The sequence below is a fragment of the Thalassotalea montiporae genome, assembly GCF_053485855.1.
In genome coordinates this window covers 41195-66867 of record NZ_JBQRUO010000005.1, presented here as the reverse complement: position 1 = coordinate 66867, position 25673 = coordinate 41195, and the positions used below count along the sequence as shown (strand labels likewise).

The following is a 25673-nucleotide window of genomic DNA, read 5'->3' as shown; positions in this document are numbered from 1 at the left end:
TTATGTAACCAAATGTTGGTAGCAGGAATAGTTTGTTGCACAGGCGATATAGATACGCTTATATGTCGTAAAGCACACAATTCTATCCAGATTGATTCACTGACAATGAAAAGCATAATTAAGCTTTGCGCCATATTTTATTGTGGAGTTGCCTTTGCAAATAGCCATGATCAGAGCGAACGTTTACCCACTAAGGTAAGCAACTTAACTAACCAAGCGATGATTTTGGCTCAAGATGGCAAAGCTGGTGATTCATTTGGCTATAGCGCAGCAATTGATGGCACCACTTTATTGGTTGGTGCATTTAAAGCCGATATCGACAATACAACAGATGCTGGAGCGGCTTACGTTTTTGTAAAAGGAAGTAACGATCAGTATCAAAATGGTTGGCATCAACAGGCCAGGTTGGTAGCCGATCCGGCCTTCGTAGAAGACACTTTAGGTGGCAAAGTCGCATTAAAAGGTGATATTGCCATGCTAGGCGTGATGCGACGCGATGATAAAGGGAAAGACGCTGGCGCCGTTGTTTCGTTTGAACGTACATTAAGTGATTGGCGTCAAAAGCAGATTATTACCGCACCTGACGCAAAGCCAGGAGATGCCTTCGGACAAAGCATCGCACTTACGGACAAGTACTTAGTTATCGGCGCGCCGCGTAATGATGTCTTGGGGAAGGATTCAGGCGCAGCGTATATATTCCTGCGAGAGCAAAATACTTGGCGCTATCAAACTAAGATTGCGGCAAATGATGGTGCCGCTGGCGATTTATTTGGAATCAGTGTCGCAATTGATGGCAATACTATGCTTGTTGGTGCTGATTTACACGACGCAAAAGCAGAAAACGCAGGTGCCGTATATGTGTATCGGTTCGACGATAATCAGTGGCAGCAAGAAGCAAAATTGATGGCATCAGATGGCGGGAAGACTGATATTTTTGGCGTTAGGGTCGCCATTTCTGGAGATACAGCGTTAATTTCGGCAAGGCGAGACGATATTGACGGCTTGGGAGTAGATGCCGGCTCTGCCTATATTTTTGTTCGAGAGGGTAAGACTTGGACAGAGCAGGTAAAACTCACATCGCCAGATGGTCACGCGGACGATAGATTTGGCCGTGGTGTTGCCCTTAGTGGCGATACGGCAATTATCAGCGCGATGAATCACGATGCTAATGGCACAGACACTGGCGCTGTTTATGTTTACAAAAAAGACGAAAATGGTTGGGGCTACGCCAACAAAATTATGGCTAAGCACAGTATGGCAGGCGATAGATTTGGCTGGAATCTTGATTTATCTGATCGAGTTGCGGTCATTACTACGCCTTATCATGCCGCCAATGGCAATGAATCGGGCGCCGTCTTTATTCAAGAGTTAAGGCCCACCGCTAAATAACGTATTTATCAACTCTTTGTAGCACTTATCATGTGAAACTAAGGCACCAAACTTTAGTCATTATTATAAGTTATGATTGACGCCAACTTACCATAGCTTTCTAGTTTTGGTGGCGATACAATTTGAATTATCGTATTAGTCATACAAATAGGTTTGTTGTGCACTTAAAAGGCGACATCCAACAAGCAATAATCGCTCACAACAACATATAAAACAGCTTTTAAGGCATTGCCATGACAAGTTTTCAGCAAGTAATTGAACGTCGCGACTGGGAAAATCAGTCGTCTTTTCAAGTCAATCAAATACGCGCACATAGTCCGTTAAACGGTTTTAGCACGGTCGAAGATGCGCTTTCTCATCAGCATGCGCAAAGACGATCGCTAAACGGTGACTGGTGGTTTCGCCTGTATGATGCGCCGGAGCAGGTTGAAAGCGGTTTTGTTGAATCGGATGACAAAGCATTTAGTGAAACATTAATCGCTAGCCAAGCTTGGTCAACATTGCCTGTACCCGCCAATTGGCAGTTACATGGTGTTGATAAGCCAATCTACTGCAACGTTAAATACCCATTTGAGGTCAATCCGCCGTATGTGCCTGCTGATAACCCAACAGGTTGTTACCGCACAGCATTTGAAATGGCCGAGGCTGAATTAACAAAGCAACATTCTGTCATTTTCGATGGCGTAAATTCAGCATTTTACTTGTGGTGCAATGGCCATTGGGTTGGCTACTCGCAAGACAGTCGTTTGCCCAGCGAATTTGATTTAACGCCGTTCTTAAAAGCAGGGGCGAACTACCTTTCGTTGATGGTATTGCGCTGGAGCGATGGCAGCTATCTTGAAGATCAAGATATGTGGTGGCTTAGCGGTATTTTCCGTGATGTTACTTTGCTGGCTAAACCGAAGCAGCAAATTAAAGACGTGTTTATCACCCCTGATTTAGACGCTTGTTACCGTGATGGTAGCTTAGCCATTCAAACTCGCGTTAGTGCGCCAGAAAGCTATCAAGTACAAGTTCAGTTGTTTGATGGAAAAACTGCCGTAACTGAGCCTGTGGTATCAGGCTTTAATGAAAAAGTAGTTGATGAAAAGGGCGCTTGGCAAGATGTTAGTTTTAGCGAGCTTCAGGTTAATGCGCCTAAGCAGTGGAGTGCAGAGCAGCCAAATCTATACCGCTGTGTTATTGCGTTACTTGATGAGCAGCAGCAAGTGGTGGATGTTGAAGCATATAACGTGGGTTTTCGTAAGGTCGAAATGCTTGATGGGCAGTTGTGTTTGAACGGTAAACCGCTGCTTATTAGAGGCGTTAATCGTCATGAGCATCATCCAGAGCTAGGTCATGTGGTCACAGAAGCGGATATGATCCGCGACATTAAGCTAATGAAACAGCATAACTTTAATGCGGTGCGCACTGCACATTATCCAAACCACCCGCGCTGGTATGAGCTGTGCGATGAATACGGTTTGTATGTTTGCGACGAAGCCAACATTGAAACGCATGGCATGTTCCCGATGGGGCGGCTAGCGTCTGACCCTCAGTGGAGTGCAGCATTTCTAAATCGCTACACGCAAATGGTTGAGCGCGATAAAAACCATGCATCGATTGTTATTTGGTCGTTAGGGAATGAATCAGGCCATGGTGCCACGCATGATGCCATGTATGCATGGTCAAAAGACTACGACCCATCACGCCCAGTTCAATATGAGGGTGGCGGTGCTAATACAAAAGCGACTGATATTATTTGCCCGATGTATGCGCGTATAGATAGCGACCAACCGTTTGAGGCAGTACCTAAATGGTCGATCAAAAAGTGGTTGTCACTGCCCAATGAAACCCGCCCACTTATTTTATGTGAATACGCCCATGCGATGGGCAACAGCTTGGGTAGTTTTGCTGATTATTGGCAAGCGTTTCGCGCTTACCCGAAATTACAAGGTGGCTTTATTTGGGATTGGGTTGATCAAGGACTCACCAAAACAACAAAAAGCGGTGAGAAGTACTGGGCTTACGGTGGTGATTTTGGTGACGAGCTAAACGATCGCCAATTTTGTATTAATGGCCTACTTTTCCCTGATAGAAGTGTTCACCCAAGTATTTATGAAGCAAAATATTGTCAGCAGTTCTTCCAATTTAGCTTAAGTGATGATTCAAATTTGGCCACTAGCCAAGAGTTTGAATTAACCATTACCAGTGAATTCTTGTTCAGAGCAACTGATAACGAACAGCTGGTTTGGCAAATTTTAGAAGATGGTAAGGTGATTGAAAGCCAGCAACTACCGCTATTAATTGCAGCAGAGCAGTCATTAGCGCTAGTTATTCAAACTGAATTTACCCGTAAAGCGGGCGCTAAATACCACCTAAACCTTGATGTTGTGCAAATTGCTGATTCAAGTTTTGCACCTGCTGGCCATGTATTGGCAACCGAGCAGTTTGCGCTGAAAAATCATCAATCCCTAGTGCCTTTTAAAGTGCCTGAACCAGCAGAATCAGAAACTCAATCGTTAACCATTAACGAAGACGACGATACGCTTTCCGTTACAGGAGCTGGCACCGCAGACAATACAGATAACTTTGTTTTTAGTTGGTCAAAAGCTAGCGGCCTGCTAAGTCAATGGCATGTGGGCGAGCAGGCGTTGTTAGCGACCCCGCTACGGGATAATTTTTATCGAGCACCACTGGATAACGATATTGGCGTGAGTGAAGTGGATAATATTGATCCTAATGCTTGGGCAGAGCGCTGGAAAAAAGTAGGGCTAGGGCAGTGGCAGCAAAACTGTGTGCATTTGAGCGCAAAACCGTCGGGTAATAGTGTATTAGTGACCGTGCTTTACCAATTTACCCATGGCAATACACTTGTTGCACAAACTAAATGGCAAGGTAAAGTGACGCCAAAAGGTAAGTTAATAGTCGATGTTGATGTGCAACTAAGCGAAGCATTACCGCCATTGCCACGTGTTGGTGTTGAACTAGGGCTTGCAACTTTTGCAGATAAAAAATGTGTTGAGTGGCTTGGCAAAGGGCCATTTGAAAACTACCCCGATCGCAATACGGCGGCGCGTATTGGCCACTATCAAGCAACGCTTGATGAATTACATACGAACTATATTTTCCCTACCGACAATGGTTTGCGCACTAATTGTCAGTCACTGACGCTCGATAAGCTTACTGTAGAAGGGAATTTCCATTTCGCAGTTAGCCAATACAGTCAAGAAAACTTAATTTTGGCAAAACATACGCACGAGCTGGTTAAAAGTGATGCGGTACACGTTTACATCGATCATCAGCATATGGGCATTGGTGGCGATGATTCGTGGAGCCCAAGCGTGCATCCTGAGTACTTATTAGCTGACTCAAACTATCGCTATCAATTGGTGCTAGTGCCCAAATAAGCCAGATGAGCGAGTTGGTGAACAGCATCAAATAGCAAAAAGCCTGTCGCAAGCAATGCATGCGACAGGCTTTTTTGAGGTATTGTTTTAAGCCTACTGTTTAAGCCCATAGTGGTTTCAGATAAAGGCTTCTGACTATGGTTACAGATTAAGGCTGCAGGTTATGGCTGCTGGCGTGTTGCTGTGATCACAACGTCGCGAATATTAACGCCTTGTGGCTGAGCATACATAAATTCAGCAGTACGGGCGATATCGTCAGCGTGCAATACGCCACCCATTGCGTCTTTCCAAGCTTGGTAACCGTCTATGATTTCTTGATCACTGGTGTGACCTAGAAGCTCGGTTTCAACCGCGCCAGGGCAAATTGCCATAACACGAACACCCGTATCTGCAACTTCTTCTCTAACATTTTCAGTGATAGCTGAAACTGCGAATTTAGTACCCACGTAGGCTGCGTGATTTGGGAATGATTTCTTACCCGCAATTGAACTGATATTCATAATGGTACCGTGATTACGAGCTTTCATATCAGCTAGTACAGCTTGCATACCATTTAACAACGCCATTACGTTAACATCGTACATACGTTGCCATTCGCTAGGGTCTTGAGTATCAATTTGGCCTAGCATCATTAGGCCAGCGTTATTAATTAGGCAATCAACCGCGCCAAATTTTGCTTCGGCCTCTTTGATTGCAGACTTGAAGGCTTCAGCGTCTGTAACATCAACTTGTCGACACATCGCATTGGGTAGTCCAAGAGCTTCAATTTTTTCAATACGACGCGCAACCAATAACAATGAGTGTCCTGCAGCTGAAAAGCGCTTTGCCATTGCAGCACCAATACCCGAACTTGCGCCTGTAATTACGATAAGTGATTTCGTCATAATTTTTTCCTCAACACGGTCAAAAAAGGTTTGTTGTTTTTAACAACTCGACAACAGTGTGATAACTATAGTGTTTCGCTTTATAATGATAAATATAGGTAATTTGAAAACATTGTTAGGATTAGATGAACAATATTTCTTGGCGAGGCATTCGTGCATTTTTATTCGTTGCGGAACATGGCAGCTTTACAACGGCAGCGGAAGTCTCTGGCTTTTCAAAAGCGAATTTGAGCCAGTTGGTAACTGAATTAGAGCGTAGCCTAAGTGTTCAACTATTGCATCGCACCACTCGGCAACTAAGGCTGACGGAAGTAGGCGAAGGCTACTATCAACGTTGTAAGCGGGCGATGAGTGAGCTTGATGGTGCTGCAGAGTGGGCGTCGCAATCAACAGATGAGCTCAAAGGTAAAATTCGCATGAACTCAGTTGGTGGTTTGTTAGGCGAAGAGTTAATCGCCCCGTTAGTGTTGAGCTTTCAGCAGGCGCACCCTGAAGTACAAGTAAATTTAGACTTTTCTAGTGTTAGAGTCGGCCTGATTGAAGACCACTACGATTTAGTTTTGCGTATGGGCTCACTGCCAGATTCGAGCTTAATAGCACGTAGAATTTGCGCACTCACCACACGATACATCGCAAGTCCTGAATTTTTAGCACAATACCCTAAAATTAATAGCCCAGAAGATTTACAGAAATTGCCTTTAATTTATGGCTCTGTCGATAACTGGGTAATGAAACGTGGCGATCAGCAAAGTGTTATTCACATTGATAAAGGGATAAAAATAGTCAGTGGCCGGGTGATGCATAATGCCGCCATTAGTGGCTTAGGTATTACGCGTTTGGCTGATGTTTACTGTCAGGCAGATATCGAACAAGGACGCTTAGTGGAAGTGTTGCCAGATTGGTCAGAGCAAACCGATATTTCACTGGTATGCCCGCCAATTAGACACCAACTTACCCGGGTACAAGCGTTAATGAATTGGATTGCCGATCATTTTAATGAAAGATATCAGCAGATTCTGCGAGGCTAACGGGCAGCTTCGCGTTTAGTCGAAATGCTAATAATAGTAACGGCCAACAAGATTAATCCAGTGGCAGCATAGTCTCTCATTTCAATATTTTCGCCAACAATTGCAGCACCGATAGCCAGTGCCACAATAGGAGGAATATAAGTGACAGAGGATGCTACCAACGCCCCTAGTTTTTCAATAATAAAGTAGTAGCAAAGGTAGGCGATACCTGTGCCAAATAAACCTAAGCCAATAAAGGTGGTGAGTAAAACGCTGGTATCGTTAGCTATGTTGCCGATTCCTTCAAAATCAGTAATAAAGCATAGGATAATTAAACCTGCCCCTAGCTGATAAGTAGTTAGCGCAAGTGCCGATAGCTTTAAAGGAGTGATAAAGCGTTTGGCATAAACAAATGACACTCCCACACTGATTGAACCCAATACCATGTAAACAGCGCCTGTTGCCGAAGCAAGTTGGGCGTTAAAAGGCCGTGCGAGTACGACAACGCCAATAAAGCCAAGCATTGCACCACACAACTTGCCAAGAGTGACTTTTTCTTCTTTCAGGGCAAACAACGCTGTGCAAAGGGTAAATAAGGGAATAGCACCACTAATAGCCCCCGCGATGCCTGAGCTTAATAACGATGTACCTTTGGCAAAGCCAAAATAGTAGATAACCGTTGCCAGCAAGCCCATGACAATAAAGTGTGGCGCGTGTTTTAGATCTGAAAATTTCAGCACTTTTTGGCTAGCTGCAAACAGGGCGATAGGGAGAAAACCAAACAGTACTCTAATCAAGACAATTTGCATTGGGGTGATATGACTGGCAGCGAGTTTCATAAAAATAAAATTACTGCCCCAAACCAGCCCGACCAGCGCAATTGCCAAGTAAGGTAAGGATGAAGTGTTTGGCAAGTACTTAGGGGGTATAGGCACAGAGGTTCTCTCGTAATTATTGTTAAAAAAATCGATAAGTAATTAACCTCAGCTCTGGATAACTAATGTGCTTCTAGTGGCTATTTTCACTGCTACCAGCGTTAAATTTACTTGCAATAGACTAGCTATTGACGCGCAAATTTGCCTTGATATCAGCAAAAATTTCTCACTAGAAGATACCGATGAATATAAGCATTTGAATTAATTTGTTATTCACTATTTCTTATCCAAACCTGAGGTTAGTTAACACAGATGCGAGTGAATTTTGGCTAGTTCATGTGTTCATGTAAAATGATAGTTAATGAATTCAGATATCAAAAATTATGAATTTGTTATCTTTATGAACTAGGTCTGTAAAAAACTGTGCCTTTAAAAAGCTATGGATTTAAAAAACGATGGATTTTAAGAAGCTAAGAACTTTCCAATGTGCAGCGCGTACCCTCAATTTTAGTGAAGCGGCAGAGCAACTTGGTTACGTGCAATCAGCGGTGACTAATCAAATTAAAGCACTTGAAAGTGAGCTTAATGTTCAGTTATTCGAACGTAACGGCAGAGGTGTGGCGCTTAGTCAATCGGGAATTCAACTGTTTGATTATACGCAAAAATTATTTTCACTTCGCGATGAGGCAAGGGCTGCTGTGCAGAATGTACCGTTAGCAGAGCCGATTAAAATTGGTGGGCATGAAACGGTTATTACCTACTACCTTCCTAAGCTGTTAAAAGAATACAGCCTAGAAAACCCTAATGCGCGTTTCGCTATTCAGCCAACACCCCCATCGAAATTAAAAAACGAACTACTAACACAAAATTTAGATGTCGCTTTTATTCTAGAAGCGCCTTTTCAGCGTCAAGGCTTGACTGTGCATACTTATCAGCAGGAAGAAATTGTGGTGGTTTGTGCTAACAGTCATCCCTTAGCAGCGAAATCAAACGTCGAGGTACATGAACTTGCCAAGCAACACTTGTTACTGACAGAAAAAGGTTGCTGTTATCGCAATCAATTCGAACGGCTGTTGATTAGTGCTGGGGCTTATAATACCTCGGCTGTCAGTGAGTTTGTCAGCATCGAAACGATAAAAGCATGTGTAAAATTAAGTATGGGCATCGCTGCACTAAGCAAAGTGTCGGTTGCCAAAGAACTTGCAAAGGGCGAACTGACCGCGCTTAATCTGCCAGCTAACAGCATGCGCTCAAGTGTTCACTGTGTGTTTAAAGACAGTGTTTTTAAAAATAAAGGATATAAAGATACGGGCTTTAAAGACTGTGATTTGGCTGATATGAATGAGGGCCAAACCGCGCAGGCAAACTTTATACAGTTTTGCCAGCGCTATGCATTTTAAATGTTCCTAACTAGCATCTGGCTGGTTGGCCGGTTGCGCATCAATAAACGCAGGTAACGTATTACAATGCTGATAAATCGCCATAATACGTGGAAATGCAGTCATATCGACGTTAAATCGAAGTGCATTAAAGACCTGCGGTATCAAATAGATATCAGCTAGGGTGAGCTGCTCACCAAAACAAAAGTTACCTTGGCTTTGCACATCTACTAGCTGCTGTTCTAACGCACTAAAGCCCGTGGTTATCCAGTGATGCAGCCAAGCCAATTTTCCTTCGCTGCCACCACCAAGCTCGTCGGCAACATAGTTAAGTACACGCAAGTTGCAAATTGGGTGAATATCACAAGCGATTTGGTTACACCAACTTCGCACAGTTGCACGCTCCAGTGAACTGCTGGGCAATAGTGGCATGTCAGGAAAGCTTTCCTCTAGCCACTCCAAAATTGCTGGCGATTGGCTGAGCACCTCGTCATTATCGGCTTTTAGGCTAGGCACTAGTCCTTGCGGATTCAGTGCCAAGTAATCCGTTGATTTATGCTCGCCTTTTAGCAAGTTAACGGGCACTTGCTGATAGCTAATGCCCTTAACATTGAGCGCAATACGCAGTCGATACGCTGCCGATGAACGAAAATAAGAATAAAGCTCCATGGGAACATCCTTTCGCTTTGTGCTGACAAAAAATTAAAGCTTTGCTGGTGCTTTTGCAGGAAGTATCGTACTACTTACTTCACCAAAACCGATGCGCTTTGCGCCAGCTTTTTCACAGTAACCACGCATAATCACGGTATCGCCATCTTCCAAGAAAGTGCGCGACTCGCCACTGGCTAAGGTGATTGGTTGTTTACCACCATGAGTTAATTCCAGTAATGAGCCAGCTTCTGCCTTTTCAGGGCCTGATTGAGTACCAGTACCTAACAAGTCGCCGGCTTGCAGGTTACAACCGTTGACGCTGTGGTGCGCTACCATCTGCGCTACTGTCCAATAAGAATGTTTAAAATTAGACGTCGACACATGATTTTCCTCGGCTGAATCTGAGGTTTTTAATAGACAATCTAGTGTGACATTAAATTGGCCTGCTGCTGAGTTTTGTGCAGAGGTTAAATACTCCATTGGCTGCGGATCAGATTCACTTCTAGTGAATGCTTCACGAAACGGTGCTAATGCTTCAGTGGTCACAATCCAAGGCGAAATAGTAGAGGCAAAACTTTTCGCTAAAAATGGCCCTAGTGGCTGGTATTCCCATGCTTGAATATCGCGTGCTGACCAATCGTTAAACAAACAAAGGCCAAATACATGATCTTCGGCGTTGTCGATGCTTATGCGCTCGCCAAGCTGATTACCTTGGCCGATAAAAATCCCCATTTCTACTTCGTAATCTAGGCGCTTACAAGGGCCGAAGCTCGGCTCTGTGGCATCAGGTGCTTTGGTTTGTCCGCACGGGCGAGGGAAGGCTTGCCCACTAACATCAATGCTTGATGCACGGCCGTGATAACCAATAGGCACCCATTTGTAGTTTGGCAGCAATGGGTTGTCTGGTCGAAATAACGAGCCGACAGCGGTTGCGTGGTGAATAGACGAGTAGAAATCGGTGTAGTCGTGAATATGACAAGGCAACTGATACTCCGCCTCTTGCTGAGCGATTAAGCACGCTTCCACTTGGCTTTGCTCGCTGGCACCTGAGCGCAGGGCTTTTGATAGTGCTAAACGCAAGGCGCGCCAAGCAGTTCTGCCCATCGCCATAAACTCGTTAAGTTGCGGGTTTGCCGCAGCAACTAGTGCTTGCTGAGCAGGCCTAGAGAAGATATCCAGCTCTGCTAACGCCGCAAGGTCAACAATCTGATCACCAATGGCAACGCCTCCGCGATAGGCTTGGTCTGTACCTGATGTTCTAAAACTGGCAAATGGTAAGTTTTGAATTGGAAAGTCGGTACTGTCGCTATTCGCGGCTTCAACCCAACTAGTTAACGCAATATCATGTGTTTCGTTTAATTGGTTCATTTTCTGCTCTGTTTGTTCTCAGTGTGCTCTGATGATTAATTTGTATTTGTTTATCTAGAACTATTGCTATCTAGATTAAGCTTGGCCTGTATAAAATTTTTTTAGCCCTTGCCAGCAGTCTAAGTAATCGTTTTGTTTGGCTGGTGTTTCCAACGCAAATTTAGTCGGTGCGATGACGTAGCGCGACTCAAACATAAAGGCCAGGGTGTTTTCATAACGCTTGGGTTCAAGTTTGGCGTTAGATGCAGCCTCGAAAACATCTGCCTCTGGGCCGTGGGGTGTCATGCAGTTGTGTAAACTCATACCGCCCGGTTCAAAACCTTTTTCTTTCGCGTCGTAAACCCCTTCAATAAGCCCCATAAACTCACTCATAATATTGCGGTGATAGTAGGGCGGGCGAAAGGTATCTTCGGCTACCATCCAGCGTGGCGGGAAGATCACAAAATCGACATTAGCAGTGCCGGCTGTGCCAGAAGGTGAAGTTAATACCGTAAATATCGACGGATCGGGATGATCATAACTAACGGTATTGATGGTATTAAACTTGGCTAAGTCATATTTGTAGGGAGCTGAATTACCCACCCAAGCAACAACGTCTAGTGGTGAATGGTTAAGCTTGGCGCTAAATAAGTTACCGGCAAATTTCGCCACTAACTCAAAGTTATCGTCAATATCTTCAAACCAAGCGACGGGGTACTGAAAGTCTCGCTCGTTGGCGTAACCGTTAGCCCCCACAGGACCGCGCTCAGGGAGCTCAAGCGGCGCACCGTAATTTTCACAAATATAGCCACGGGCATTACCCTCTGGCAGTGTGATTTTAAATTTAATACCACGCGGAATAACGAGGATTTCACCGGGTTTGACTAGCAATTTTCCTAGCTCGGTATAAGCCAGCAATTGCCCTTGCTGGGGAACAATAAGAAGCTCACCATCAGCGTTATAGAAAAATCGCTTATCCATATCGGTATTCACGCAGTAAACATGAATTCCAATGCCCACCTGCGTATTGGCATCACCATTAGCGGCAACTGTGGTTAAGCCATCAATAAAATCGGTTGGTTCACTTGGCATTGGTAGCGCATCCCAGCGCATCACATTGGGTGGGGCTGCCACTTCAGTGATTGGCGCGGTGCGAATCAAGCCGTTGTCGATTGGGGTAAAATCGCCCATGGCGATAGAAGGGCGAATGCGATAGGTCCATGTGCGTCGGTTTTTATCGCGCGGCGCAGTAAACGCCGTGCTGTTAAATTGCTCCGCATACAAACCGTATTTGACCTTTTGCGGGCTAAATTGTCCTTTGGGCAATGCACTGGGCAAAGCCTCGGTTTCATGTTCGTTGCCAAAGCCGCATAGATAAGTCAGCTCTTTATGCTCCTGTTTTGACTTGTTCATTGTTGTTTCCATCTAGTTCCCCACAGCTAGTCGTCTGTTTAACTGCTAGCTTATTTATTACTTTTTTGATGAATCAGCGATTTGTTGTTTTTGTTTTCGATTTTGTTTGTGGTTTTGTTTTTGTCGCTATAGAGCGGTTAGCTCTGTTTGCATTTTTGCCAATAGCTTTTTAGTGAGCGTTGTTAACTGTTTTTGCTCTTGTTCAGTAAGCAGTTGTAGAATTTGCTGCTGAGCATCACGAACCTCAGGCACGATAGCTTGATAACGTTCAAGGCCTATACCTGTCAGGGTAAAGTGGGTAAAACGCATATCGCTGGTACTTTGTTGACGTGTAACAAGCTTGGCTGCTTCTAATTGTTTTAGCGCACGGCTGACAGGCATTTTTGCTAATTGGGTAAAGGCACAAATGTCTTTTGCCGAAACTTTTGACTTGTTATCTTCGCTACTGTGCATTGCCAATACCGCCAGTATTCGCCATTCGTTGCGACTCATGCCAAATGCTTTTCGATAGTAAGCGCCGACGTGATCACTGACGTGGCTTTGTAAAATTGATAATTGATAAGGAAAGAAGTCAGTTAAATCTAGCGTTTGCATTGACGAGAATAACGCAAAATAAAGTTGTGCTTTGATACTAGTAACAATTGTTACTAAGTGGAAGCAGGTGAGGTTTAGCCTGCATTTTCATCTGTAAATTAGCTTTTACAGCGTTTGTAAAGTCCCGAGTTATTCAAGCAATACTTCTACTTTCTAGTCTTATTAGTCTTTTAAATAAACTTAAGCTATTAAAATTGATTGCGCAGTGGCGGTCGAAATGGAGAGTAAAGTGAGCAATCAATCGAATAAAACAGATCACAAAACTGAGAATAAACCAAAGTTGAAAGAGTCTAACGATCCAATGGACTTGATAAGAATGCAGACAGAGGTTGGTTTGTTTGAATCTATGGCACAGTCAAAAACATTAACGATTATAGTGATATTGGCGATTGTGTTCTTTGGTGGCTTTTTCTTCTTTCTCTATAAAATGGCTGGCGCAGCTTAATACCTGCAATACACTAGTTGACATGCTGTCGCCGAAATTGTGATGGCGTACAACCCATCCAGCCTTTAAATACTCGCGCAAAGTTGGAAGTATCGATAAAGCCAACGGCTTCGGCGATGGATTCAATTGACGTCGCACTATTTTGCAATTGCCAGCAAGCTAGCTCGGCTCTTACTTCGTTGAGCAGCGCTTGAAAGCTGGTATGTTCACTTTTTAGTTTTCTGATCAAGGTGCTCACTGATACGCCCATCTCTTTAGCTGCTTGTGCTTGTGAGCTGTAAAGCGGGCTAACGCTAAATAAATGGGTTTTAATGCGCTCAGAAAAGTCACCCCCTTGCTCTCGTACTGCAATTAATTGATGGCATTCACGCAGTGCGTTGCGATAGGCGTAGTCATCTGCGGTAAGTGAATGGGTATTTAGCAATTGCTGGGGTATTTCGACAAAAAAATGCTTGCTGCTAAATGTGTAATTAAATTCGGGAAAGAGCTCATAATATTTCGCTGCCCACTCAGGTTCTGCGTAAGGCAAGGAAACCGGAATATTTACTGCTTTTTTACCTGTCGTTTTTTCAACTATGTCGCAGAATGAGCCGAGTAACATGGGATACATCACTTGCGTAAGTTCTTGCAGTGGTGACGATTCACGTATGGTGAATCGCGCACCAAAATCTGTGTGCTGATACTCAAAATTATACAAAGTAATACGTGTTGCCATTGCTTGTTCAATGAGTTTAAAGGCACTTTTTACTGTTGGCGCGGTGACTGCACCATAACCTAATGAACCATGCACTGAAACTGGCAGCAAACGTGCCACCTCAAGGCCAAGCCAAGGCTTTTTCATGATGGTCAGCGCATTTAACACAATACGCCTAAACTGCTCAAAACTGATAAAGCGTTGCTGTTCTAGCAAGGTCTGCCAGTTGAGAGTACTGCCGAGAAACAAGCGATCGATAGCAAAGCCACTATTTTTAATGTAGGCGCATAAAATTCTGGCATAACTTGGGTGTATTGATGGCTGTAGCCACCAATTTTCACCGCCTGGCTTGTTGATATCGCTTGTCATTACCCAAGCTCCTTATTTGCTTTTTCGACAGCATGAGTGCTTTGAAAACTTCTTATTATTTGCCATCAAATTGACAAAATATGACGATTACGTGTGAATTTCAACGGTTATTTTGTGAGCAGTAATGGTGTTTGATAGTGCAATGATAAAAAGAACTCGATAAGAGAGCAGGGTATGAATTTTGGACACACTTTTGTTGCTGATAACGGCGAAATCTATATCGATAAAAAGCGCTATATGTGGTTACTCTCCTTGCTAACGCCACTTATTGCAGTGGTTGGTCCTTTGCTATTTATGCGCTATGAAAGTGAGTGGTATTTATGGATTTTCTTGCCCATTTGGTATCTTGCTTTTCCATTAATGGATTTTCTCATGGGAGAAGATACTAATAATCCACCAGAGTCAGTAATACCAAAGCTTGAAGCTGATAGTTATTATCGCATAATCACCTTACTGCACGTGCCACTAGTTATCGCCACCTTTATTTTTTTAGGTTGGTTTGTTGCGCATCATGAGCTGTCACCCTCCGGCTATTTAGCAGCGGCTTTGCTCTCTGGCTATATTGGCGGTCATGGCCTAAACATAGGTCATGAATTAGGACACAAGCGTTACAAGTTTGATCGGTGGATGTCCAAAATTGTGCTGGCACCAGCGGCCTATGGCCATTTTTTTATTGAGCATAATCGCGGCCACCACAAACACGTAGCAACGCCAGAAGATCCAGCTTCGGCAAAAATGGGGGAGAGTATTTATCTGTTTGCGCTACGTGAGTTACCAGGTGGCTTTTTGCGTGCTTATCGTATTGAGCATGAGCGGTTGATTAAAAAAGGGCAATCACCTTGGACGCTGAAAAACGAGTTTATTCAAACCATGCTGATGACCATCAGCTGTTATTTGGCGATGGCCGTTTGGCTCGGTGTTTCAGTCATCCCTTATTTGTTAATCGCTGCGTTTTGGTCAATGTGGCAATTAACAACGGCCAACTATATTGAACACTATGGTCTGAAACGCAAAAAATTGGCTTCGGGTCGTTATGAAAAGCCGCAACCGAAACACAGTTGGAACAGTAATCATATTTTTTCAAACTGGGCGCTGTTTCATTTACAAAGGCATTCAGACCATCATGCCAATGCCGCGCGCAGCTACCAGTCACTAAGACATTTTGATGATTTACCCTCACTGCCCAACGGTTATTTTGGTATGTATATTGTCGCTTTTATTCCGTGGTTGTGGTTTGAGGTGATGGATAAACGTTTGGTTGCCATCACAGGGCAAAAATTAGACGAGATTAATATTCTGCCAAGTAAACAGGAAACCTTGGTGCGCAAATACAGTTTACAGTCAAGTTAGTGGACGATATGCTGAGACACTATTCATCTGTGTGCATTGCAGCTATTGGGTGAAATATAAAATGAATTAAAAAATTAAGTAAAAAGGAATTTATTTTGGGTGAATTAATCATTTCGCCAATTATTATTTTTGTTCTGTTGCTCTTGTTAACTGTCGCCCCTTGGGTGCTGACATTAATATCAAAAAGAACGGGAGGTACAGAAAAGTTACTTTGGTTTTTATCCGCGTTTGTCGCTTCTTGGTTAGGATATTTCATTTTCTATTTTCTTGTGCTAAAAAGCCGAGCAATTGACGATAGAGCCTTTCCCATTGAATAAAGACAGCTATTGGATTAACGAAAGCATTTAAGTGTATTCATCTAAGCAGGTTTATTTAAATACATTCACTTAAACATACAAATCATTTCTAGGTTTTATGAATAAAAATACCATTCCTCATTTTATTGGTGTGATCGCCAGCGTTGTTGTGATCGCACTTCTTGTTAATTTTACAATCGTAGATGACTGTTTGGATAAAGGTGGTGCCTTTAGTTATGAAACAGGGAAGTGTCTATTAGCCAATCAAGAGATTTATGTGGCAAGTTATCACACCTACCTCGTTGCCTTGTATTTCTTTATCGGTGTTACGGTTGCGTTTTATGTGTCTAAGCTGGTTCGCAAAATATTAAGGAAGGGCAGTGGAATCTAAGCTATTAAAAATAAAGCTGAAAGCGGGGTCAAAAGCAGATTTAGATAGCTTAGTGGCTTATATGCGAGAAAATATTGAGCACCCTCGTGATGAAATGTCACAAAAAGGCTACTTTTGGGACTCTGTTTTTGTTGAGCAAAGTGACAAGGTAGATCTGCTCTATATTGTGATTAAATCAGAAGACTTTTCGAAAATTATGGTCGATGAAAGCGAGCTATCGCTAACACCATTTCGCCAAGTATATGACGAATTTAAAACAAAGTGCTGGCTGCCTGAGCCTTATGAAGATTTGGAGCCAATATTTTGCTTTAATTCAGCGATGCAATTCTCAAAAGATTAAAAGCCAATGCTTTAGCTATGATGCCGAGCTTGCGTTTAGGTTTGGCAATAACAGCCTTTAGCATCACTCACAACTAGATTCGCGGCATAGCCTTTTTGTAGATTGCTCAACACCGTTTGGGCAAAACCATTGGTTTGCGAACATGCGATACCTTCGCCATAAGGCCCAAAGTACACCAATTGTCCTTTATCAATAATTGCTACTGCGGGTGTCGATGGTACAAGGGCTTGAAGCTGCCCTTTGAGTGTTAGCTGCTCAATGGCAAAGTTGTCACTTAGAGCTTGTTTGTTAATGGCATTAATGTGTCGTTCACTGACTGTATTGCAGTGGCAGCCCTCTTGCTTAAAGTGAACGATGGCACGTTCACTTGCATTAAACTCAGGCGCTTTCTGCCAGTTAGCTAACACTTCTTGATGGGATAGGGCAATTAAGGAGCGATTTGGGTCAAACTCCACCACTCGCTGGTTGATCAGATAGGCGAAGCTGAAGATAGTGATAAGCACCCAGCTTATCACTATGATTATTTGACGTTTTTTAATGGTCACTTTTTGCTAATAGCCTAGTTTGTAAACCTAATCACTTGACCTGCACTGAGCCCTTGTTAACACCAGCGTTTACTTAAAGCGCGTGATGCAGTCAGCCAGTGACTTAGCCACATGGTCAACAGATAGCGCTTCGTTCGCTAGTAGCAGAATTTTCTCCTGATCTTGTTGTGCAGTTGCACGCAGAGTTTCAGCACTTTGCGCAATACCATCAGTTGTTGATGATTGTTCTTCCACGGCAGCAGCAACACTCATTGATATCGCGCTGGCTTGCTCAACCATGTTGGCAACTTCCGCGATTTGGTCGCGCGCAGTATGAGTTTTATCAATGACTGATTGGACGATATCTATACTTGAAGCCATCGCGTCAGTGGTTGACTGTGAATAGCCTTTAAGCAAATTTAGTGTTTCACTGATTTTGTCAGTACTTTCTTTGGTGCGATTGGCTAAGGCGCGCACCTCGTCAGCAACTACGGCGAAGCCACGACCTTGTTCACCTGCACGTGCCGCTTCAATCGCTGCGTTAAGTGCTAGCAGGTTGGTTTGATCTGCAATCCCCGTGATTTCTGACAACACCGTTGCAATCGCTTCTGTTGAGTTTGCCAGTTCAACAACGTGATCATTGGTTTGTTGCAGAGCAGTGGTTAATGCTTCAGTTTGCTGATTGATACCAGAAATATCGTCGTTAGTGGATTGCGTACTGGCGTTAGCCGACTGCATTTGATCGCTCAGCTGGTTGCTTTCTTGAGCAATTGATTGCACGGTAACAGCCATTTCTTCTGCAGCAGTGGCGATCATTTCAGTTTCTTGCTGGCGTTGGCGTGACGATTGTTCTAATTCTCTTTTCGCATTCACTAAATTGCTGGCATTCTGAGTTAGCTCCATCACTTGCATTTGTGCGTGGCTGATAAGCTGAGATATCACCTTTAATAAACCATTAAAGCTTGCCAGTGTTTTGTTATTGCCACTGGTGTGCATTGATAAATCAATCGCTTGTTCATCAGCAGTCAGCTTTTCCGTTACGTCGCAAAGTTCATGGCCTGTAGCACTTTCTTTGGCCATTGATTTTGCCATATAACCTGCAATGAAAGCTTCGGTTATGGCATAAACCGCATGAATCAAGACGGTTGTAAAGGCAAGTCTGTCTTCGTCAAAAATATACACGCCAGTATTGCTTGATTGCATAAAGTAAAATGCGAAATGATGAATAGCTACGCAACTAATCGCCGTAATAAAAATTCGCCAGTCTTGGAAAGCGATCAGGAAGGCCATCAAAATAAAGATTTCAAAATGAACTTCAATCAAGCCATAAGTTTGGTGGATGTGTAGCGCGGCAAAAATCATAACTGCCATGGCACACACATGTCTTGTTAATGCTGAATTAGGCGCGCTGTTTAAAAAGTACAGTGGTACTAACATCGCTGGTAAGCCAATTAAAAAGGCAGAAAGAAATGACTGGTATACAAAACCCAATACAATGCTTTCGATAAATAACGCTACAACGAGGTAGCTAAATAGTTTATTTATATTATTCATAGAATCCCCACGTTTAGAGTGATTCCTGTATTTGTAATAAGCCCTTCACTGGGCAATCACTGCCACTAACCGAACTCAACGTTGTTGTTAGCTTAAATAATAGACAATTGTAAAAAGGGCGTGAATTCTATGTAGGTTAAGTGTTAAATGCAATATAAATTTGATGTTAATCAGCAAGTAGTTAGCGAGTTTGTTACTATAGTGTCGCTATAAAAATTTCTCCTGAACAAAATAGTCATTCAAACGAGCCGTAATTTTGGATAAAGAATTAAAAAACGCATTGGAGCACTTTGACCAGCTTAATGTACTTATCATAGAAGATAATACACTGGTTCATGGCTTACTAACCGACGCTTTGTACGAGCTAGGTATAAAAGAAATTCGCTGCGCGCAAAACGCCTATTATGGCTTGCGTTTGTGTGAAGAAATGCATTTTCATATTGTGATTTGTTCATTCAATGTACAAAGCGATAAAGACGGTTTTCATCTATTAGAAGAATTAAAGTTTCGCGGTTTTGTAAAGAAAAGCACGGTATTAATATTCCTGAGCGCTGAAACCAGCGAAACCCTTGTTAATTCCATAGTTGAGTTACAACCAGATGATTTCTGGGTGAAACCCTTGTCGGCTAGCAACGTTAAGAAACGTTTGACTTACGCACTGCAAATTAAGCGCAAGCTATTTAATATCTATCAAGCCGTTGATAATAAAAACAGCTCAAAGGCTATTTATTACGCTGACCGTTATTTACTCGATGCTAGTTTAGAAAAGTATTTCCCTAGTATTTTACGAATGAAAGGCGACTCTTTCTTACAGCTTCGAGAATTTTCAGAAGCAGAACGCTTTTTTAAGGATCTTTTGAATACCTACCAATATTCGTGGGTGTACTTGGGCTATGTTAAGGCACTGCTAAAACAAGGGCGAATTGATGAGATTCAACAGTTGTTGGCTGAGCTAACTGGCAAGCTTGATACCCGTTTTGCTACCCATGATATGCTTGCACAGTATTACATTGAGCAAGAAAATTACGCGCAGGCATATGACGAAATAAAACTGGCGCGTGAACTTGCACCGCGCAATATTGAGCGCAACAAAAAATATTGGGATCTTGCCCGTTTAAATCATGATCACTTAGGTCAATACCAAGCGACAAAATCGATAGCAACTTATGCTAAAAATTCAGTGCATGACTCTCCGCGACTGTTGCTGAATGTGATTCGTGCCGGCATTGATTTAGCCTGTACCTTAGCTGATAGCAGCAGCGAGAAAGTGCTACAAGAGTCAGAGCGTTATATTAAACGCTTGCAGGAACACCAAGAGTTCGGTGAATTTAAAGAACAGCTTTTGGTTGCACAAGCTCGTATTCTTAATGTCCGTAAGCAGAATGAGCTGGCAGAGCGCTTAGTAGAAACTCATTTATCGTTGCGCACCAGCACGGATATTGAAGACAACCTAGATAAAGTTAAAGTATTTCACGAGCTAGGTATGCGTGAAGAAGCTATCACCATTTTGCAGGCGATTAGCAATCAAATTGCGGGCGAGAACTTAACCAGCCAAGTGGTTAGCAAATACGTTGAACAGGAAATGAAAGAGCGGCAGGAGATATTTTTTACTGCACGCCAGCTGCACGAAATGGCGGTTGAACATTACCAAAAGAAACGTTTAGAACCAGCCCTAACATCGCTTATGCAAGCGTTAGAACTCTCGCCGCAAAATAGTAAAATAGCCATTAGCATGCTCAAAGTGCTACTGGCAATGAAGCGTGATCATTTGTTTCAAGATGAACATCAAGCGCTTGCTGAACAAGGCTTTAATATTTTAAACGAGCACCACTTTACAGGGCCTTATCTTGAAGCGGTCAATAAACTAAAAAGCCAGTGGCAAGCAACGTTAAACTAACTTCTGTTAATTCCCTGAAAGTGTTAAAGCTACACCTCATCGAGTATTTTCTAGCTGTGTAGCTTTAACCTTTTGCACGCCCTAAGTTATCGATTATTTTTTATTAAGTTTTAGTTCTTCTTTAGCTACAAAAAAGAGCTTATCGTTGGCATGCTCAGGCAACAGTGGATTGATGGAAAATAAAAACGTTCCTGGTTGGCAGTATATATGGCCGTCTTCAATTGCCAGAAATTCTTCTAACGCTTGTTCATTTCGCGATTCGCTTTCAAGCAACTCGGATGCAGGTTTAGTTGTCCAGCCGATATGAGTTTTCCCATCAAGTTTAGTGAAGTTGCATTGTTTTAGTATGTCTTTGAGGGTGATATCCGCGTCACTTGGTTCAGTCCCATAGGCAACGCTTTTATTGGCACTTAGCTTGATCAGTTTTGCGTCGTGAATTACGGCGAGATCACTAGGTAACTCTCTTAGACTCAAATCTTTTTGTTCGATAAAGTCGATTAGCGCAGTTTCTGTGAGATGATTATTTTCAACAAGTTCCGGATTGCCACATTGAATACTTACTATCGGACAATCAAAATTCTGCTCGAATATAGCACCAAGCCTTAAATCTGACACCACGAGTGTCTTACAAAGTAACGAAGCCAGTGCTAAGTGATCATGGCTCTGCCTTAAACTCATCGCATAAGCTGGGCTAGATCCCTGACTATTTTGAAGATCGAGCACTGCAATAGGTTTTACTTGGCGAATGCTTGCCGCAAGCATTTGGGCACGCAAAAAATATTGGCTAAGACTTGTTGAACCAAAACAACGGTCAAGGTTTTTACCTTCAGGCAATGCAACATGAGTAAACGCTGGTTCATGGCAAGCAGCTTCAACAGAGGCAACAATAACACGAACATTTATTTTTAATTTTTTAAACGCACCTGCTTTAACTAATTGATGCACGGCATAAAAGCCTGATGGCGAGTTGCCTTGCAAAAGTGTGGTAATGACTCGCCATGGATGGCTTTCATTATTAACGAAATCAATAATGCTGGGTGATTCTAAAGACTGTAGCCAAGCCAAAGGCGTTTCTGGAATATCTTCCGCCGTTAAATTTTGAAAGTAAGCTATTTTGCTAAAGTCTATTGTCATGTTTCGCCTCAATAAATATCAGGTTTAACTTTTTATTGTTGGCGAATTACAAGAGGTCGTCGTTCTACCCGCCAAAATTCTATGAACCTTATCTCTGGTTCAAATTAAATCGCGTGGCGGTACACTGCAGCTAATTACTATGTGCAACCACGCTTCAGCTACTTTGACATTTTTCGTGAAGGCGATTTTTGAGCAAGGTCAATTAAACCCTAAATTCTATACGGATAAGTTTTTCTAACTTATGTTGGATGCAGTGACTGGCAATACTTCCAATAATTAAATCTGATGGACTTTCTACTACTTAGAGATAAACAAAATTTATTTGTTTAAAAACATAAGGATAAAAAAAGCAGCTGAATGAGAAGCTCAAAAAACACTCACTTTTAGCTATTCTAAAATATAACCATATGGTTAAATATTTTTCATTTCATTTGTTTGTAACAATAATTTAACATTTAAAGGTCAGAATTTGACCGTCATTAGCTTTAGTAAAATAAGTAAATTTAATTAGACAAGTAGTTAACGTCCCAAAAAAATCTGAGAAAATTATGAAACATAATAATGATAAGAAGTTCTCCAAGCGTGCCAAATATAGTCCGCTTAAAAAGGTTTTACTCGCTGTATTTCCTCTCACCGTTGCTGCTAGTTCGATAGCCGAACAGCAAGAAATTTGGTTAGAAGATTTTAATGATGCAGCAATTGATAATAAAGGTGCGATTTTTAACACCATTGACATGGATAATGTAACCAAGTGGTCAATTGATGTTGGAAATGCCGGATTAGAAAATGAATTTGATTGGTTCAAAGTGACCAATCAACAATTTGAAGGTCGAGACATAGGTGGTGATGCCGCTTGGATGTCAGAAGTTATTGCCATTGCAGGTATGACCGATGTGTCGTTTTCAATGTTAGTAAGTGAATCGGGCACCCATGAAACATCTGATTTTGTCGATATTTTCTATGCGCTTGATGGTGGTGATTTTGTTCGTGTAGAAAACTGGCAAGAGCAGGGCAATGCCAGTCATACGCTAATTGACGACTTTGGTTCGGTTACCGTCTCAGTTGCTTTACCGAATGCTAACTCGTTACAGCTCAAAGTTGTTATGGCCAACAGCTCTGGCTCAGAGTACACCCGCCTTGACGATGTGCGTGTTGTTGCTGGTGAGCAAAGTGGAGGTGGCGAAGAGCCAGATCCTGCGCCAACACCGGTTAGCCAAGATTTATTCTTTTCTGAGTACGTAGAAGGCAGCAGCTTTAATAAAGCTGTTGAAATTTACAACCCAACCGATGCGACTGTTTCGCTAGCCGATTATCAATTCAAGCTGTATTCAAATGGTAGTGCGCAGCCAACTTCCGTCGCTAACCTAAGTGGCGAAATACTGCCAGGTGACGTGCTTGTTATAGGTAGTTCGCAAATTCGCGATGATAGTGAATTACTTGGTTATGTTGACACGCAAGAAAGTGCGGTTAATTTCAACGGTGATGACTACTTTGAGTTGGTTAAACAAGATCAGGTGATTGATTCTTTTGGTCAACGTGGCGTGCGTGAATCATGGGGTGCGAATAAAACGCTCGTACGTAAACCTGAGGTGGTGCAGGGTGATAACATTGTTGATGATGCATTTGACCCAGATCAGCAATGGCTAGCATATGATAGCGACACGTTTACCTTCTTAGGTAGTCATAACAGTGATGACGACGGCAGCGGCGGTGACGGTGGCGGTTCAGAGCCACCTGCACCGGTTGATTTTGGCCAATGTGGCGACCAGACAACTTTGATTAGTGCAATACAAGGTAGCGGCGATGCATCAACATTGGTTAACCAAACCCATATTGTTGAAGCCGTGGTTACGAATGTATTACCCAATTTACAAGGTTTTATCGTACAAGAAGAGCAAGCTGATAACGATAGTGACGAAACCAGCTCTGAAGCACTATTTGTCTTCTTAAATGGCCGCTCGAACTTGCCAACCTTAGGCAATAAAGTTCGCGTTCAGGGTAATGTCAGCGAGTTTTTCAATCGCACACAATTATCACTGACAGAAGAACACTTAGATTGTGGTCAAGGTGAAACTATTGAGCCGCAAGCAATTACCCTACCTGTAGCAGATAACGCAGCGTTTGAAGCGCTAGAAAATATGCTAGTTAGTTTGCCGCAGTCATTATCGGTTACTGATACCTTTAATCTGACGCGATTTGGCCAATTTGCCGTATCAAATGGACGTTTGTTTATTCCGACTAATGTTTATGCGCCGGGTAGCCCAGAAGCACAAGCATTAGCAGACAGAAATCGTCGCAACAAACTGTTGGTTGACGATAAAAACTCTCAGCAAAACCCTGCTGTTGTGCCTTATCCGAGCCCTTCGTTAAGTTACAACACGCCTGTTCGCTTGGGTGACAAAGTATCTGGCTTGCAAGGCACATTAGACTTTAGCTTCGGTAACTACCAAATACAACCGACTGCTGCACCGGTATTCTCACCAGCCAATGCGCGAAGTAATGAGGTTATTGCTAGTGCGTCAGATGAGCTTAAAATCGCCAGCTTTAACGTGCTTAACTACTTCAATGGTAAAGGTGACGGCACAGGCTTCCCAACCCCTCGTGGGGCTGATAGTGCCGAAGAATTTGAACGCCAGCAAACCAAAATAGTGGCAGCGCTTGCGCAAATTGACGCTGACGTATTTGGCCTAATGGAAATTGAAAATGATGGCTTTGGCGATAATTCAGCAATCGCACAATTGGTTCGAGAACTTAACAACCAAGTTGGCGCGAGTACTTATGACTATGTTGCTCTAGACGGCGACGGTATTGGCTCTGATGCAATCGCTGTAGGTATTATTTACAAGCCGAGTGCAGTGACACCTGTTGGCAATGCAGCCACTATTACCACCACACCATTTGATTTTGGTAACCGTCAACCGCTTGCGCAAACATTTGCATCCAATGTCAATGGTGATGCACAGGAGCGTTTCACTTTCGTTGTTAATCACTTTAAATCTAAAGGTGGCTGTGGCAGTGCATCGGGTGCTAACCAAGATCAAAATGATGGTCAAGGTTGTTGGAATTTGCTCCGCACCCAAGCTGCCAATGGCTTACTTGCTTGGTTAGCGACTAATCCAACAGGTGTTGCCGACGAAGACGTGTTGATTGTTGGTGATTTAAACTCTTACGGTAAAGAAGACCCAATCACGGCAATAACCAATGCAGGCTACAGCAACTTATTGTCAACCAAGGTTGGTCCAAGTGCCTACACCTATAGCTTTGGCGGTGAAATTGGCTATCTCGATCATGCCTTAGCATCAGCTTCATTAACCCCACAAGTGCAGCAAGTGCAAGCGTGGCACATCAATGCAGATGAGCCAAGAGCGTTTGATTACAACGAAGAGTTTAAATCGGCAGAACAGCAAACCGCTTTCTATGCACCTACGGCATTTCGCGCTTCAGATCACGATCCTGTGATTGTTACCGTGCGCTTGGGTACGCAAGTAGATGGTGTGTTAGGCGATTTTGATGGCGACAATGACGTTGACATCAATGATATTCGTGCACTATTGGCTGCCATTCGCGCTAATAATATTGATTTAGCAACGCAAGACATTAACCAAGATGGTGTTGTTAACTTTACTGATGTACGCGCCATGTACGGGTTATGTACACGTGCTCGTTGCCGAGCGGAATAAGTCAGTAAAACTTATGTTTACGCGCGGCCCTTATTTAATCTCAAAAAAGCGCCGCGCGGATAAAACGAATA

At 43.0% G+C, this 25673-nt stretch carries 21 protein-coding genes; 10 read left to right on the top strand and 11 right to left on the bottom strand.

Annotated features, from left to right (window positions below; genetic code table 11):
- Positions 1-105: 105 nt before the first annotated feature.
- Positions 106-1389: an FG-GAP repeat protein gene (locus ACSLUR_RS14525; protein ID WP_448555726.1), complete on the top strand. Its 1284-nt coding sequence runs from the start codon at positions 106-108 to the stop codon at positions 1387-1389.
- A 233-nt stretch (positions 1390-1622) separates the two neighbouring features.
- On the top strand, positions 1623-4778 hold the full coding sequence (locus ACSLUR_RS14520) for a beta-galactosidase (RefSeq protein WP_448555723.1): 3156 nt from the start codon (positions 1623-1625) through the stop codon (positions 4776-4778).
- Between the two features lie 161 nt (positions 4779-4939).
- On the opposite strand, the gene ACSLUR_RS14515 is transcribed toward ACSLUR_RS14520, so the two are convergent.
- A complete protein-coding gene (locus tag ACSLUR_RS14515; protein WP_448555721.1) occupies positions 4940-5662 on the bottom strand; it encodes an SDR family oxidoreductase in 723 nt (240 codons plus the stop codon).
- A gap of 125 nt (positions 5663-5787) precedes the next feature.
- On the opposite strand from ACSLUR_RS14515, the gene ACSLUR_RS14510 reads away from it, so the two are divergent.
- Positions 5788-6690, top strand: a complete 903-nt coding sequence (locus tag ACSLUR_RS14510; RefSeq protein WP_448555719.1) for a LysR family transcriptional regulator — start codon at positions 5788-5790, stop codon at positions 6688-6690.
- On the opposite strand, the gene ACSLUR_RS14505 is transcribed toward ACSLUR_RS14510, so the two are convergent.
- Positions 6687-7604 (bottom strand): DMT family transporter, encoded by a 918-nt coding sequence (locus tag ACSLUR_RS14505; protein WP_448555717.1) that lies wholly within the window; start codon positions 7602-7604, stop codon positions 6687-6689. The genes ACSLUR_RS14510 and ACSLUR_RS14505 overlap by 4 nt on opposite strands.
- Positions 7605-7999: 395 nt before the next feature.
- Between ACSLUR_RS14505 and ACSLUR_RS14500 the strand changes: the two genes are divergently transcribed.
- Positions 8000-8944: a LysR family transcriptional regulator gene (locus ACSLUR_RS14500; RefSeq protein ID WP_448555715.1), complete on the top strand. Its 945-nt coding sequence runs from the start codon at positions 8000-8002 to the stop codon at positions 8942-8944.
- 6 nt (positions 8945-8950) lie between these two features.
- Here the strand turns inward: ACSLUR_RS14500 and maiA are convergent, their stop codons facing one another.
- The 4 genes from maiA to ACSLUR_RS14480 all read right to left on the bottom strand — a co-directional run bounded on the left by maiA (position 8951) and on the right by ACSLUR_RS14480 (position 12928).
- On the bottom strand, positions 8951-9592 hold the full coding sequence (gene maiA, locus ACSLUR_RS14495; RefSeq protein ID WP_448555713.1) for a maleylacetoacetate isomerase: 642 nt from the start codon (positions 9590-9592) through the stop codon (positions 8951-8953).
- A gap of 33 nt (positions 9593-9625) precedes the next feature.
- On the bottom strand, positions 9626-10942 hold the full coding sequence (gene fahA / locus ACSLUR_RS14490) for a fumarylacetoacetase (RefSeq protein WP_448555711.1): 1317 nt from the start codon (positions 10940-10942) through the stop codon (positions 9626-9628).
- A 75-nt stretch (positions 10943-11017) separates the two neighbouring features.
- Positions 11018-12334, bottom strand: a complete 1317-nt coding sequence (hmgA, locus tag ACSLUR_RS14485; RefSeq protein ID WP_448555709.1) for a homogentisate 1,2-dioxygenase — start codon at positions 12332-12334, stop codon at positions 11018-11020.
- A gap of 126 nt (positions 12335-12460) precedes the next feature.
- Positions 12461-12928 (bottom strand): MarR family winged helix-turn-helix transcriptional regulator, encoded by a 468-nt coding sequence (locus tag ACSLUR_RS14480; RefSeq protein WP_448555707.1) that lies wholly within the window; start codon positions 12926-12928, stop codon positions 12461-12463.
- A 229-nt stretch (positions 12929-13157) separates the two neighbouring features.
- On the opposite strand from ACSLUR_RS14480, the gene ACSLUR_RS14475 reads away from it, so the two are divergent.
- A complete protein-coding gene (locus tag ACSLUR_RS14475; RefSeq protein ID WP_448555705.1) occupies positions 13158-13373 on the top strand; it encodes a hypothetical protein in 216 nt (71 codons plus the stop codon).
- 13 nt (positions 13374-13386) lie between these two features.
- On the opposite strand, the gene ACSLUR_RS14470 is transcribed toward ACSLUR_RS14475, so the two are convergent.
- Complete coding sequence (locus ACSLUR_RS14470) at positions 13387-14436, bottom strand: AraC family transcriptional regulator (RefSeq protein ID WP_448555703.1); 1050 nt, start codon at positions 14434-14436, stop codon at positions 13387-13389.
- Between the two features lie 174 nt (positions 14437-14610).
- Here ACSLUR_RS14470 and ACSLUR_RS14465 point away from each other — a divergent pair, with 174 nt between their 5' ends.
- Positions 14611-15786: an alkane 1-monooxygenase gene (locus ACSLUR_RS14465; protein ID WP_448555701.1), complete on the top strand. Its 1176-nt coding sequence runs from the start codon at positions 14611-14613 to the stop codon at positions 15784-15786.
- 19 nt (positions 15787-15805) lie between these two features.
- Here the strand turns inward: ACSLUR_RS14465 and ACSLUR_RS14460 are convergent, their stop codons facing one another.
- A complete protein-coding gene (locus tag ACSLUR_RS14460) occupies positions 15806-16042 on the bottom strand; it encodes a hypothetical protein (RefSeq protein ID WP_448555699.1) in 237 nt (78 codons plus the stop codon).
- A 158-nt stretch (positions 16043-16200) separates the two neighbouring features.
- Between ACSLUR_RS14460 and ACSLUR_RS14455 the strand changes: the two genes are divergently transcribed.
- Together ACSLUR_RS14455 and ACSLUR_RS14450 are read left to right on the top strand one after the other, a co-directional pair.
- Positions 16201-16473 (top strand): hypothetical protein, encoded by a 273-nt coding sequence (locus tag ACSLUR_RS14455; protein WP_448555697.1) that lies wholly within the window; start codon positions 16201-16203, stop codon positions 16471-16473.
- On the top strand, positions 16463-16813 hold the full coding sequence (locus ACSLUR_RS14450; protein WP_448555695.1) for a DUF6176 family protein: 351 nt from the start codon (positions 16463-16465) through the stop codon (positions 16811-16813). Before ACSLUR_RS14455 ends, ACSLUR_RS14450 begins: the two co-directional genes overlap by 11 nt.
- 35 nt (positions 16814-16848) lie before the next feature.
- On the opposite strand, the gene ACSLUR_RS14445 is transcribed toward ACSLUR_RS14450, so the two are convergent.
- Together ACSLUR_RS14445 and ACSLUR_RS14440 are read right to left on the bottom strand one after the other, a co-directional pair.
- Positions 16849-17358, bottom strand: coding sequence for a DUF6436 domain-containing protein (locus ACSLUR_RS14445; RefSeq protein ID WP_448555693.1), 510 nt, complete (start codon positions 17356-17358; stop codon positions 16849-16851).
- Positions 17359-17427: 69 nt separating this feature from the next.
- Entirely contained in the window at positions 17428-18891 is a 1464-nt protein-coding gene (locus ACSLUR_RS14440) for a methyl-accepting chemotaxis protein (protein WP_448555691.1), read from the bottom strand.
- Positions 18892-19147: 256 nt separating this feature from the next.
- On the opposite strand from ACSLUR_RS14440, the gene ACSLUR_RS14435 reads away from it, so the two are divergent.
- Positions 19148-20788 (top strand): response regulator, encoded by a 1641-nt coding sequence (locus ACSLUR_RS14435; protein WP_448555689.1) that lies wholly within the window; start codon positions 19148-19150, stop codon positions 20786-20788.
- 93 nt (positions 20789-20881) lie between these two features.
- Here the strand turns inward: ACSLUR_RS14435 and ACSLUR_RS14430 are convergent, their stop codons facing one another.
- Entirely contained in the window at positions 20882-21922 is a 1041-nt protein-coding gene (locus ACSLUR_RS14430) for a M14 family metallopeptidase (RefSeq protein ID WP_448555687.1), read from the bottom strand.
- A gap of 548 nt (positions 21923-22470) precedes the next feature.
- Between ACSLUR_RS14430 and ACSLUR_RS14425 the strand changes: the two genes are divergently transcribed.
- Positions 22471-25602: an ExeM/NucH family extracellular endonuclease gene (locus tag ACSLUR_RS14425; protein WP_448555685.1), complete on the top strand. Its 3132-nt coding sequence runs from the start codon at positions 22471-22473 to the stop codon at positions 25600-25602.
- Positions 25603-25673: the final 71 nt, after the last annotated feature.

What these genes read in the sequence shown, in the direction of transcription:
- ACSLUR_RS14525 (WP_448555726.1), top strand. Translation starts at nt 106, where the DNA reads ATGAAAAGCATAATTAAGCTTTGCGCCATATTTTATTGTGGAGTTGCC.
- ACSLUR_RS14520 (WP_448555723.1), top strand. Translation starts at nt 1,623, where the DNA reads ATGACAAGTTTTCAGCAAGTAATTGAACGTCGCGACTGGGAAAATCAG.
- ACSLUR_RS14515 (WP_448555721.1), bottom strand. Translation starts at nt 5,662, where the DNA reads ATGACGAAATCACTTATCGTAATTACAGGCGCAAGTTCGGGTATTGGT.
- ACSLUR_RS14510 (WP_448555719.1), top strand. Translation starts at nt 5,788, where the DNA reads ATGAACAATATTTCTTGGCGAGGCATTCGTGCATTTTTATTCGTTGCG.
- ACSLUR_RS14500 (WP_448555715.1), top strand. Translation starts at nt 8,000, where the DNA reads ATGGATTTTAAGAAGCTAAGAACTTTCCAATGTGCAGCGCGTACCCTC.
- maiA (WP_448555713.1), bottom strand. Translation starts at nt 9,592, where the DNA reads ATGGAGCTTTATTCTTATTTTCGTTCATCGGCAGCGTATCGACTGCGT.
- fahA (WP_448555711.1), bottom strand. Translation starts at nt 10,942, where the DNA reads ATGAACCAATTAAACGAAACACATGATATTGCGTTAACTAGTTGGGTT.
- hmgA (WP_448555709.1), bottom strand. Translation starts at nt 12,334, where the DNA reads ATGAACAAGTCAAAACAGGAGCATAAAGAGCTGACTTATCTATGCGGC.
- ACSLUR_RS14480 (WP_448555707.1), bottom strand. Translation starts at nt 12,928, where the DNA reads ATGCAAACGCTAGATTTAACTGACTTCTTTCCTTATCAATTATCAATT.
- ACSLUR_RS14470 (WP_448555703.1), bottom strand. Translation starts at nt 14,436, where the DNA reads ATGACAAGCGATATCAACAAGCCAGGCGGTGAAAATTGGTGGCTACAG.
- ACSLUR_RS14465 (WP_448555701.1), top strand. Translation starts at nt 14,611, where the DNA reads ATGAATTTTGGACACACTTTTGTTGCTGATAACGGCGAAATCTATATC.
- ACSLUR_RS14460 (WP_448555699.1), bottom strand. Translation starts at nt 16,042, where the DNA reads ATGAAATATCCTAACCAAGAAGCGACAAACGCGGATAAAAACCAAAGT.
- ACSLUR_RS14455 (WP_448555697.1), top strand. Translation starts at nt 16,201, where the DNA reads ATGAATAAAAATACCATTCCTCATTTTATTGGTGTGATCGCCAGCGTT.
- ACSLUR_RS14440 (WP_448555691.1), bottom strand. Translation starts at nt 18,891, where the DNA reads ATGAATAATATAAATAAACTATTTAGCTACCTCGTTGTAGCGTTATTT.
- ACSLUR_RS14430 (WP_448555687.1), bottom strand. Translation starts at nt 21,922, where the DNA reads ATGACAATAGACTTTAGCAAAATAGCTTACTTTCAAAATTTAACGGCG.
- ACSLUR_RS14425 (WP_448555685.1), top strand. Translation starts at nt 22,471, where the DNA reads ATGAAACATAATAATGATAAGAAGTTCTCCAAGCGTGCCAAATATAGT.